At 45.5% G+C, this 12,441-nt stretch carries 7 protein-coding genes; all 7 read left to right on the top strand.

The features are described 5' to 3' along the window. The first annotated feature begins 164 nt into the window (after positions 1-164). Positions 165-1,751 (top strand): sulfatase family protein, encoded by a 1,587-nt coding sequence (locus tag NBH15_RS28065; protein WP_250824116.1) that lies wholly within the window; start codon positions 165-167, stop codon positions 1,749-1,751. A gap of 108 nt (positions 1,752-1,859) precedes the next feature. Then, positions 1,860-3,383, top strand: coding sequence for a sulfatase family protein (locus tag NBH15_RS28060; protein ID WP_250824115.1), 1,524 nt, complete (start codon positions 1,860-1,862; stop codon positions 3,381-3,383). Positions 3,384-3,524: 141 nt separating this feature from the next. After that, on the top strand, positions 3,525-4,748 hold the full coding sequence (locus NBH15_RS28055; protein WP_250824114.1) for an anaerobic sulfatase-maturation protein: 1,224 nt from the start codon (positions 3,525-3,527) through the stop codon (positions 4,746-4,748). Between the two features lie 49 nt (positions 4,749-4,797). Then, a complete protein-coding gene (locus NBH15_RS28050; protein ID WP_250824113.1) occupies positions 4,798-8,829 on the top strand; it encodes a hybrid sensor histidine kinase/response regulator transcription factor in 4,032 nt (1,343 codons plus the stop codon). A 124-nt stretch (positions 8,830-8,953) separates the two neighbouring features. After that, complete coding sequence (locus tag NBH15_RS28045; RefSeq protein WP_250824112.1) at positions 8,954-10,483, top strand: sulfatase family protein; 1,530 nt, start codon at positions 8,954-8,956, stop codon at positions 10,481-10,483. Between the two features lie 165 nt (positions 10,484-10,648). Next, the gene (locus tag NBH15_RS28040; protein WP_250824111.1) at positions 10,649-11,209 is read left to right on the top strand and encodes an RNA polymerase sigma factor; all 561 of its coding nucleotides are present in this window, start codon (positions 10,649-10,651) and stop codon (positions 11,207-11,209) included. A 129-nt stretch (positions 11,210-11,338) separates the two neighbouring features. After that, positions 11,339-12,331, top strand: a complete 993-nt coding sequence (locus NBH15_RS28035; protein ID WP_250824110.1) for a FecR family protein — start codon at positions 11,339-11,341, stop codon at positions 12,329-12,331. Positions 12,332-12,441: the final 110 nt, after the last annotated feature.

Genomic DNA, 12,441 nt, shown 5'->3' with positions numbered 1-12,441 from the left:
TAGTTAAGACTTTTCTATCTGCAAGATTACCTTTATTCCCCAATTACACAACTTTTTTTGAAATATTTTAATGATTTATGCCACAAAACATATTTTAATAGAAATTTTGGTGCGGTTGCCCTGTGAATTATCCAACTTTGTTTGGATTTTAAATGGAAAATGATATGGAACAACTGAAAGATTTATTCCTGGCGGGAGCCGGCCTGTTATCGGCCGTGCTCCCCGCTCCGGCATCGGCTGCAGGAAATCAGCCGACTGCGAAAGAAAGCCGTCCGAACATCCTCTTTATCCTCTCCGACGACCATACGGCCCAGGCATGGGGTATCTACGGAGGCGTGCTGGCCGATTACGTGAAGAATGAAAACATCCGCCGGCTAGCTGCCGAGGGCTGCGTACTGGACAACTGTTTCTGTACGAACTCTATATCCGTGCCCAGCCGGGCAGCTATCATGACCGGAGCTTACAGTCATCGCAACGGTGTTTATACCCTGAGCGATGCCCTCGATCCGCAAGCTGATAATATCGCCAAGCAGATGCAGCAAGGCGGCTACCAAACGGCACTGATAGGGAAGTGGCACCTGAAAACACAGCCGATGGGCTTCGATTACTTCAGTGTTTTCCATGACCAGGGCGATTATATCGATCCGGTATTCAAAACCGCCGACGGATGGGTAGACGATAACAAAGGAAGAAGCGGCAAAAAGGAAAAAGGTTTCTCCACCGATCTGGTAACCGACAAGACAATCCGTTGGATACGTGAACGCGACAAAGAGAAACCTTTCATGATGTGCTGCCATTTCAAGGCAACACACGAACCCTGGGATTTCCCGGAACGGATGAAGCATCTCTACGACGATGTTGTTTTCCCGGAGCCGGCAAACCTGATGGAATTCGGTCGTGAAGCCTCCGGACGTACTTTCGACGGACAACAATTAGAGAATATGGCTGTCCGCTGGGAAACGGCCTCCAAAGACCCTGATAAATGGTGGTGCAAATACCCGGAACTACCTTTCTCACGTGAAGGAATGGATAAGGAAACAGCTCGCCGCGAAACCTATCAGAAGCTTATCCGCGACTATCTGCGTTGCGGGGCTACGATCGATGATAATATCGGCCGTCTTCTACGTTTCCTTGATGAAGAAGGACTGACTGAGAATACGATTGTCGTCTACGTCTCCGACCAGGGTTATTTCCTCGGCGAGCATGGCATGTTCGATAAGCGCATGATGTACGAAGAACCTCTGCGCATGCCGTTCGTAATCCGTTACCCGAAAGAAATACCTGCCGGTACGCGCAACCACGATATTATCCTGAACGTCGACTTTGCCTCATTGTTGGCCGATTATGCCGGAGTAGATGCTCCCGATAAATCGCAGGGACGCAGCTTTCGCGATAATCTAAAAGGACAAGCCCCGGCCGACTGGCGGCAAACGATGTATTACCGTTACTGGACGCACCACGGCATCCGGCCGGCCCACATGGGGATTCGCAACCACCGCTATAAGCTGATGTTCCTCTATGCCGATCGCCTGAATGCTACCGGATCGGAGAAAACGCCCGGCACTCCGTCATGGGAATTCTATGACCTGCTGGCCGACCCCAAAGAGGATCACAACCTTTACGGTTCCCCCGAATACGAGAAGGTAATCGATGAAATGAAACGTGAAATGATCCGTCAGCGCCGCGCTCTGGGCGACACAGACAGTGAGACGCCACGCATGAAAGAGATTATGGACAAGTATTACTGGTAATTATCGTTCCGATAACGGATTATGCAAAATAAAGCACGGATAGTGTAAAGGTAATGTCTCCTGCAAACACTACCTTTACACTATCTGATTTTAAGACATTCACGCATCATGAAAGCACAAACGATTCTACTCTCATGCCTCGCAGCCGGCATGTCCCTGAACATGGCTGCACGTGACAAGAAACAACCGAATATCATCTTCATCCTGGCCGACGACCTGGGTTACGGAGACCTCTCTTACCTGAACGAAAAGGGGAAGATCCAAACGCCCCACCTCGACAGGATGGCGACCGAAGGTGTCGTCTTCGGTGATGCCCATTCGAGCTCGGCCGTCAGTACCCCGACACGCTACGGCGTACTGACAGGTCGTTACAACTGGCGGTCAACTTTGAAAAACGGCGTCCTCCATTGGTACGACACCCCGCTCATCCCCACCAGACGCACCACGATGGCAAGCATGCTCCGCAACCAGGGATACAACACCGCCTGCATCGGCAAATGGCACTTGGGCTTCCACTTCCCCACAAAAGACGGAAAGAAGCCGGTGGACAAACCAGACGAATACAACCTCGACTTCACGAAAGAGATTACCGGAGGCCCTCGTGACGTGGGGTTCGACTATTTCTTCGGCGTGGATGCCCCCAATTATCCCCCGTACTGCTTTATCGAAAACCGCCGCACAGTGGGACTGCCCGATACGTATTACCCTGTCAGCCAGGCAATGGACAGTCGTGCAGGTAGAGGCCTTCCCGGATGGGAGATGAAGGAGATACTACCCGAACTAGAGAAGAAGGCCGTCGACTACATTAACCGGTCAGCTGCCGACGACAAACCTTTCTTCCTCTATTTCCCCCTTACGTCGCCCCATACACCGATCGTTCCGACCGACGAGTTCCGCGACCAGTCGAAACTCAACGAGTATGCCGACTTCGTCATGCAGTCGGATGCCGTGGTTGGAAGTATCCTCGAAGCATTGGAAAAGAACCGGATTGCCGACAACACGATCGTTGTCTTCACCTCCGACAACGGTTGCTCGCCGCGTGCCGACTTCGAATTGCTGGGACAGAAAGGCCACGACCCCAGTTACATTTTCCGTGGCATGAAATCCGACCTCTTCGAAGGTGGTCACCATGTTCCCTGCATCGTCCGCTGGCCGGCACAATCGAAACCCCGACGTGTGGAACAAACCGTTTGCCTGACCGACTTCATGGCGACCTTTGCCGCCCTCACCGGTTATTCGTTGGCTGACAACGAGGCAGAAGACAGTTATAATATCCTTTCCCTCCTGACCACTCCCGAAACGGGAGAGAAGATCCGCGAAGCCACCGTCCATCATTCCATCGACGGCTCCTTCGCCATCCGCCAGGGTAAATGGAAACTTCTCCTTTCTTCCTATTCAGGAGGTTGGAGCGAGCCGCGCAAACCGCAGGAGGGTACTCCCGAATACCAACTCTACGACCTGGAGAAAGACCCCGAAGAGACTTGCAACGTCTATAAGACAAATCCTGAAATAGCCAGTCGCTTGCGTGACCTGCTCGTCCGCTATGTGGAAGAGGGAAGAAGTACCCCGGGACTGCCGCAAAAGAACGACGGCCCATATCCCTGGAAGCAATTATCGTGGATGAATAATTAAAATATAAAACTAAAATGGAGAGAATTATTCTTTTAATATGTAATATGCTTATATTTGGAGAAGTAAAAAACAAACAAGATAACTAAAAACAACAATTTAATCAATCGGTAGTTTAACTACTGATTAGCAACTGTATAAATTATGGCTAATTCTTATATATCTCCATTTGCCAAACCTGTTTATGTTATGCTGAAACCTATCGGTTCAGTCTGTAACCTGGCATGTGATTATTGTTATTATCTGGAAAAAGGAAAGCTATATCCGAATGTCAAAAATCATATCATGAGTGAGCAACTGCTGGAGAAATTCATCAAAGACTATCTGGAATGCCAGACAATGCCTCAGGTACTCTTCACCTGGCACGGCGGCGAAACACTGATGCGTCCGATAAGTTTTTACAAAAAAGCACTCGAACTTCAACAGAAATACGGCCGTGGAAGACAGATAGACAACTGTATCCAAACAAACGGAACGTTACTGACAGACGATTGGTGCCGTTTCTTCAAAGAAAACAACTTTCTGGTTGGAATATCAATCGACGGTCCGCAGGAATTTCACGACGAATATCGCCGGAATCGTCAGGGCCTTCCCTCCTTCTACAAAGTAATGAAGGGAATCGAATTGCTGAAAAAACATCAGGTAGAATACAATGCGATGGCAGTCGTAAACGATTACAATGTCGATTACCCACTTGATTTTTATAACTTTTTCAAAGAAATAGATTGCCATTATATCCAATTCGCCCCTATCGTGGAACGATTGGGACAACACGCGGACGGAACAATGCTGACTTCGCCGGAACAACAAGATGCCCATATAAAGCTGGCACCTTTCTCCGTCGATTCCGAAAAATGGGGAGATTTCCTTTGTGCCATTTTCGATGAATGGGTGAAAGAAGATGTGGGAAATTATTATATCCAGTTATTCGATGCCACACTGGCAAACTGGGTCGGAGAACAGCCGGGCGTATGCACTCTGGCCCGGACATGCGGACATGCCGGTGTGATGGAATTCAATGGCGACATTTATGCGTGTGACCATTTTGTATTCCCCAAGTACAAACTGGGCAATATCTACACGCAGACATTAACAGAAATGATGTACAGCCAGAGCCAGTTAAAGTTCGGAGCTGATAAATACGATAAGTTGCCGGTACAATGCAAAGAATGCGAATTTCTTTTCGCCTGCAACGGGGAATGTCCCAAAAACCGTTTCCTGCATACAGCCAGCGGCGAACCGGGATTAAACTATCTGTGCAAGGGCTACAAAAAATATTTCAAACACGTAGCGCCCTATATGGATTTTATGAAAAAAGAATTATTGGCTCAACGTCCGCCCGCAAATGTAATGAAATTAAATAAATGATACACTCTTTATTTACAATCTGAAATAAATACTTCTATATCTTTGCTAAATGCGAATACGATTGTTGATATTGACTTTCCTATTACTTGTCGCCATACCAGTTCACTCGATTTATTTCAGGCAATTGGGCATGGAGGACGGATTGTCGCACTTTTCGGTGATATCCATTTACCAAGATATCCACGGGAGGATGTGGTTTGGGACGCATGAAGGGCTGAGCGTATACGACGGACGGCAAATGCAGGTGTACAAACCCTCTTCCTTGTCTGATAAAGATACGTGCAACGGATATTTGGCCGGTAACCGCGTATCCGTAATCACAGGTGACCGGGAAGGAAATATATTCTTTATGGCTGATGCAGCATTAATGCGTTATGACATAAAAAGACAACGGTTTGATGTGGTGAAAAAAAAAGGTATCAAAGCATTGACCTCATATGAAGGAAACATCTGGTGTCTTTTGAACGACTCTATCCTGACCTATAATGCCGAATCGGGAAAATTAGACTTTCGTTTGAAAACAAATCTCAGGAATATCACCCGATTATTTGTGAAGAACGACCAAGAATGCTGGATAGGCACACGAAACGGCTTATATGCAACCACAGCCGACGGGCAAATTCGTTGCCTCTTGCCCGACCTCTGGATTCATTCCATTTATCAGAGTTCGAAACATGAAATGTGGGTCAGCACCTGGACGGAAGGCCTGTTCAGGGCTGCTTCGGGAGAAGCTCTCCATAAAGTCGCCTATGCACCGGGAACATCCCTGGGAATAGCCAGCAAGCAAGTCCGCAACATTATTGAGGATCATGTCGGTAATATATGGTTCGGAACCTTCGATGGTTTGCAAAAATACAACACTTTTACCGGCGAATACTCACTCTACCAAAACGACTACTTACCGGGAAGCCTGTCGCATTCTTCCGTTTATGCCCTCTACACGGACAACCGGGGGACAGTTTGGGTAGGTACCTATTTCGGTGGCGTCAATTACTTCAGTCCGGAAAACGACATGTTCCGTTTTTATCCTTACGGGCAAGGAAATACCGGAAGCCTCAGTTTTCCGGTAGTCGGGAATATGGTGGAAGACAGAGACGGAAACCTATGGATATGTACCGAAGGGGGTGGGCTGAACTGCCTCGACAGAAAGACCGGAACTATTCGATCGTATAAGGCTTCGTCCCACCCTACCACCCTGCCTCATAACAATCTGAAAAGTATCTGTTATGACAATCAGCGCCATTGTCTTTATATCGGTACCCATACAGGCGGATTGACCCGCTTTGACATCGCTAAACAAACATTCAGGAACTATCAGCAACAGGAAAGCAAAGAGGACATGCCCGGCGATGTCATTCACGAAGTAATGTATTACAACGGCAAAGTGATTGTGGCCGCACGCAACGGCACTTTCATCATGGACACAGAGACCGAAACGTTCAGCCTGCTTGGCGACGGGAGGTCCTGCTCGAGCTTTGATATAGACTCCGACGGATATGCCTGGCTCTCTTACGGACAACAGATTATTTGTATCTGCCTGAAAGACCCATCCGACCAGAAAGTCTTTACTCCCGGACACTACGGCACTTTAGCCACTCGCCTCTTCGTTAGCCGCGAAGGGGATGTTTATTTCGGTTCTTACGGCTCCGGCTTGTTCCGGCTTGACCGTAAAGACGGTACAATCATTAATTATACGGCAGAAAAAGATAAGTTACTGAGCAACTATTGTTACAAAATTGCCGAAACGAATCTGGGACAGCTGCTGGTGACAACCGATAAAGGCATCATGCTTTTTTCTCCTTCCGACGGGACTTTGAATGTCGTACGACTCGGTATGGGAATACCTCTTGTCTCAATTGTACTAGACTGCGGTATTTATGTTTGCCGCGATAATGAAATCTTTGTCGGGGGAACCAATGGGTTGGTTTCGTTTTGGGAAGAAGATATAAACAATTATACGCCCGATTATAATTTGTACTTTGAAGAGTTGTATGTCGAAAATAAACCGGTATACCCCGGCGATGAAACAGGAATACTTACTTCCGCCCTTCCGTTTACCGACCACATTACGTTGCGTTATACGCAGAATAACCTTAGTTTTAAGTTTACTGCGTCCGATTATATCAACATTCTAAAGAATAACAGTTTTGAATATAAGTTGGAAGGGTTCGACAAGGAATGGATAAAGACGGAGAATTCCCAAATCTATTACACCAACCTGAACCCGGGAAACTATATACTGAAAGTACGGGAAATGCAGTTGTGTAACGAAGACATTCCAAAAGAAATATCACTAGCCTTAACCATCCGTTCTCCTTGGTATAACACCGTTTGGGCATGGTTTGTCTATGTATTGGCAGGCAGTCTGATGGTTTACCTAATCTGGCAGGCGAAGAAAGCCCGTTTGGAACTGGCCCTCTCCTTGCGGGAAGAACGTAATGAGAAACGACGTATCGAAGAGTTGAACCAGGCTAAATTGCGTTTTTTCACCAATATCAGCCATGAATTTCGTACTCCATTGACACTCATGATGAGCCATCTGGATATATTGTTGCAGAACAACTCTTTCCCGCCAACAGCCTATAGCAAACTAAAAAAGATTTATAAACACACTACCCGGATGCGTAGTCTGATTACGGAACTGCTCGATTTCAGGAAATTCGAACAACAGCAGATGACACTGAACGTATCGGAACACGATATGGTATCGTTTTTGAAAGATATCAGTCTTTCATTTACGGATTATGCAGCACAGCACAATATTACCTACAACTTCCGGTGCGGACAGAAAAAACTCATGGCCTGGTTTGATGCCCGGCAAATGCAGAAAGTCTTTTTCAATCTCCTGTCGAATGCTTTCAAATATACTCCCGACGGACGGCAAATCGAATTGATGGCAGGAGAAGATAATGACTCTGTTTTCGTAAAGGTAATCGACACGGGTATCGGTCTTTCGGAAACCGACCGGACAAAAATATTCGACCGCTTCTATCAGGCCGAAAATGGCAAATCGCTTTCTGCCAACCCCGGGACAGGTATCGGACTGGCACTAACAAAAAGCATCGTAACGTTTCACCAGGGAACCATCGTTGTGGAAAGCCAGCCGGACTATGGTAGTATTTTCACTGTAAGCCTGAAAAAAGGAAAGCAACATTTCATATCCGCCGAACATATCGTTATCACGGAAAAGCAGGAAGAACAGGCTTTAAAAACAGATACGCTACCCGAACCCACTTGGAATGAACAATTAGCTGAAGAATTTCCCGAGCAAAATGTTCAGCCACTTTCGGAAGAACAAGCGCCGGTTTTGCGCTACACCATCCTGCTGGTGGAAGATAATGAAGAATTAATGCAGGTACTCATTTCGCTATTCTCGCCATTCTACCATGTCCTTTCCGCTTTTAATGGTGAGGAAGGCCTCCAGAAAGCTGCTGACGGGCAGCCCGACCTGATCGTCAGCGATGTCATGATGCCGGTGATGAGCGGTACCGAAATGTGCCTGCGTATCAAAAAAGATATCAACCTTTGCCATATTCCCGTCATCCTGCTTTCGGCGCTCAACTCGGACGAGCAGAATGTGGAAGGTCTTCAATGTGGGGCCGACGATTATGTAGGGAAACCCTTCAATGCCAAAATCCTGCTTTTGCGTTGCAACAACCGTATCCGCAACCGCATCGACCAACAAAACAGGCTGGCTGCCCGACAAGATGACTACGATGTAAGTCTCTTAGCAACGAACTCGCTGGATAAGGAATTTCTCGACCGGATAATTCTATGCATTGACGAGCATTTGGAAGAGGAAAATTTCGATGTAAACCGCCTGGCTGGCGAAATGGCCATGAGCCGCAGTTCTTTCTTCTCCAAATTCAAATCGCTTACCGGAATGACCCCGGCCAGTTTCGTATTAGATTTCAAGATGAGGAAGGCGCTGGAAATGCTAACAGGACAGCCTCACCTGCAAATCGGGGAGATTTCCGACAAACTGGGGTTCGGAACGCCGCACTACTTCAGCAAATGCTTTAAAGCCAAATATGGACAGACTCCTGCCGAATATCGAAAAACCAGGAAAATCGATAATTAGTGATCATTTGGACAAAATTGTTGATATTTTGGACAAAAAGAAAGAGTAGATAGCAGATATCCGATTAATTTTGAAAACGAATCTAACACATTCGTGTTGCAATTAAATACTAACTATTCATATCATGAGAACAACATTGTTATTAGGAATAGGAGCCACTTTATTAACATCCTGTACCTTAAAACCGAAAGAAGAAAAGAAGCCTTTGCAAAAACCAAATGTAATCTTCCTGATTGCCGACGATATCGGTTATGGCGATTTGAGTTGTTACGGTGAGAAAACGATTCATACCCCAAATGTGGATAAACTCGCTTCTCGGGGTATCCGTTTTACAAATGCACATGCTGTGGCTGCAACCAGTACGCCTTCACGTTATTCTCTGTTTACCGGTCATTACGCCTGGCGTAGAAATGATACCGGGATTGCAGCCGGTAATGCAGGTATGATCATTAAGCCGGAGCAACCTACCATAGCCGATATGTTTCAAAGTTGTGGCTACAAAACCGGAGCTGTCGGTAAATGGCATTTAGGACTAGCAGCAGAAACCGGAGGTCAGGACTGGAATGGCTTTATCACTCCCGGTCCTTCCGATATCGGCTTTGAATACTCATATATTATGGCTGCAACGGGTGATCGTGTACCTTGCGTATGGGTAGAAAACCAACGTGTTGTGAATCTTGATCCGAATGATCCGATTGAAGTAAGTTATAAAACACCATTCCCGGGAGAACCACTGGGTAAAGATCATCCGGAACTGTTGACTAAATTAAAACCAAGTCCGAACCATGGACATAACCAAGCGATTGTGAACGGCATCTCGCGTATCGGTTATATGAAAGGGGGGAAACAAGCCTTGTGGGAAGATGAAAACATCGCAGACAGCATTACCATGAAGGCTGTCGGATTTATTGAAAAACACCGGAAGGAACCATTTTTCCTTTATGTAGGAACCAATGATGCACATGTTCCCCGGTGGCCACATTCCCGTTTTGTAGGTAAAAGCGGTATGGGACCGAGAGGTGACGCTTTGTTGCAATTCGACTGGACGGTTGGCCAAATTATGGAAGCACTCGACAAAGCCGGTATCTCCGAAAATACGTTGATTGTGTTGAGTAGCGACAACGGTCCGGTTGTAGACGACGGTTATCAGGATCAAGCTGTCGAATTACTGGGTGAACATCGTCCCTGGGGCGATTTCCGGGGTGGAAAGTATAGCAATTTTGAAGCCGGTACCCGCATTCCACTTATCATAAGCTGGCCTGCTGTTATTACTTCCGGTATTTCCAATGCATTGGTTTCTCATATCGACTTGTATGCTTCACTGGCAAAGTTGACCGGACAAGAACTGGAGGCAGGTGCTGCTATCGACAGCCGGGATCAGCTGGCAACCTTCCTGGGGAAAGACAAGAAAGGACGTGATTATGTAATCGAATCGGCAGGTGCTCTTTCTATTTATGACGGCGAATGGAAATACATCGTACCCAACAACCGCTCTGCCTATAATAAATTAACCAATACCGAACTTGGCAATAATAAAGAAGACCAGCTCTATAATCTGAAAAAAGATATCGGAGAAAAGAATAACGTAGCATCCGAATATCCGGATATCGTAGCACGCCTAAAAGCAAAACTGGAAGTTGAGATATCTTATTAAGCAATGGATAAAGATTGGCTAATATTATATATTGATTAGCATAGGGCACGTTAGATAATATATCGGCGTGCCCTCAATATACTTCATCTTTTCTAAAAATAAGTTTATATTTGCATGTAATTAACTCGTTGATATATGGAAAATAAATTGTTAACCTGATGTAGTATGAATTGTACACTTTTATATCGTCTTAAAGAAGGAAACAAGGATGCTTTTAATACTATCTATTGGCAATATAGCCCGAAAGTCTATAACACTATCCTGTATTTGCTGAATGACTCTGCTTTAGCTGAAGATGTCGTGCAGGAACTCTTCCTTACTATTTGGGAAAAACGGGAAAATATCCAACCTGAACTTAACTTTGAAGCCTATATATCAACCATTGCTCGTAATTTAGCTTATAAAGCCATAGAAGAAGCCATGCAGAAAAATCAAATGGTGGAAGATTTAAAAAATACAAAACAGATATTCACTTCGGAAGAAGATAGGATTGAAGCTGACTCATTGAAAGAATATATTTTCAATATCATTTCTTCCTTTCCGGAAATGCGACGAAAAGTATTTATCATGAGTCGTTTTGAAAATTATTCATATACAGAAATTGCCGAAAAACTATCCTTGTCTGAGCGGACAGTGGAAGCACATATTTATCAAGCGCTGAAAGATCTACGTAAAGTGCTTGGAAATAAGGCCGTAGCTTTTATTCTAATCTACCTTTCTTTATAAAATAGACTTCTGTTTTCTTTAAATCTATCCACTGATTAAACATACAAAACTTTAATTAAAGTTAAATTGCATCTTGCGACTAAGTAGTAAATGCATTTAATAGCCTATAATATATAAAACGAATAAAAGATGAGAATAGAATTACTTCACCGTCTAATTGCAGGTACGACTACCGAAGAAGAAAACCGGCAGTTGATGGAATGGTTCCGGCAGTGCGCATCCAAAGAGGAATTTTTCATGCTTTTTGAGACAGCATGGAAAGAGAGCCCGGATGAGATGCCTAGGGACGTACAGGAACGTATGTACCGCAGGCTGAACCGGGAGTTGGATGGCGAGAAAAAACAGGCTAAAGTCGTCCCGCTACGTTCGCGTTTCTCCTGGAAGGTTTGGCAACGGGTTGCGGTGGCTTGTATTATCATTGTCCTGGGCCTGCTCAATTACCGTATGAACGATAAACAAAAACAACTGTCGACACAGAATTTCACGGTATCGGCCGAAAAAGGGCAGCGGGCCTTCGTCACTTTGCCCGACAGCACGAAAGTATGGCTGAACTCCGATACGAAGATCAGTTATCCGGCTGATTACGGTATGAAAGAACGCAATGTAGCACTGGTGGGAGAGGCCTATTTCGAAGTCGCTAAGAATCCTGAAAAACGTTTCATCGTGGAGGCAAAAGGCATGCAGGTGGAAGCTCTTGGAACCGCTTTTAATATAAATGCATACAAAGATGAAAACCAAATGATCGCATCGTTGTTTTCCGGTTCCGTACGGGTCAGCTATGACGACCATGTGGCAATTCTCAAACCGTATGAATCGGTTAAGGTGGATTTGTTGGCCCACAGCTTTTCACAGTATAAAGATGAGAATATGCAGGAGACAGCCCTTTGGCGGCAAAATGAAATTACATTCGACGGGGAGTCGCTGGAGGAGATTACCCGGATAATGAATCGCCTGTATAATACGACAATATATATAGAAGACGAATCGTTGAAGAAAGAATGCTATATAGGAACCATCCGGAACAACAGTCTTGAAAACTTTATTGACATTATCAACCTGACAACCCCGGTTATATATGAAAATAAAGGAGATACTGTATTCCTGAAAAGAAGGATTCCTTAGCAAGAGTTAACCATACAGGATATACTACTTGTCTAATCTAACAATATTGCCTATGGGAAAGGAGTAAAAGAATTAAAAAAGCGAGGTAACCCTTTACAGAGCTACCTCAC

Origin of the sequence: Parabacteroides caeci (genome assembly GCF_023656795.1) — a bacterium.
Lineage (GTDB): Bacteria > Bacteroidota > Bacteroidia > Bacteroidales > Tannerellaceae > Parabacteroides > Parabacteroides segnis.
The sequence above is the reverse complement of the archived record's forward strand: the minus strand, read 5'-3'. Positions and strand labels throughout refer to the sequence as shown.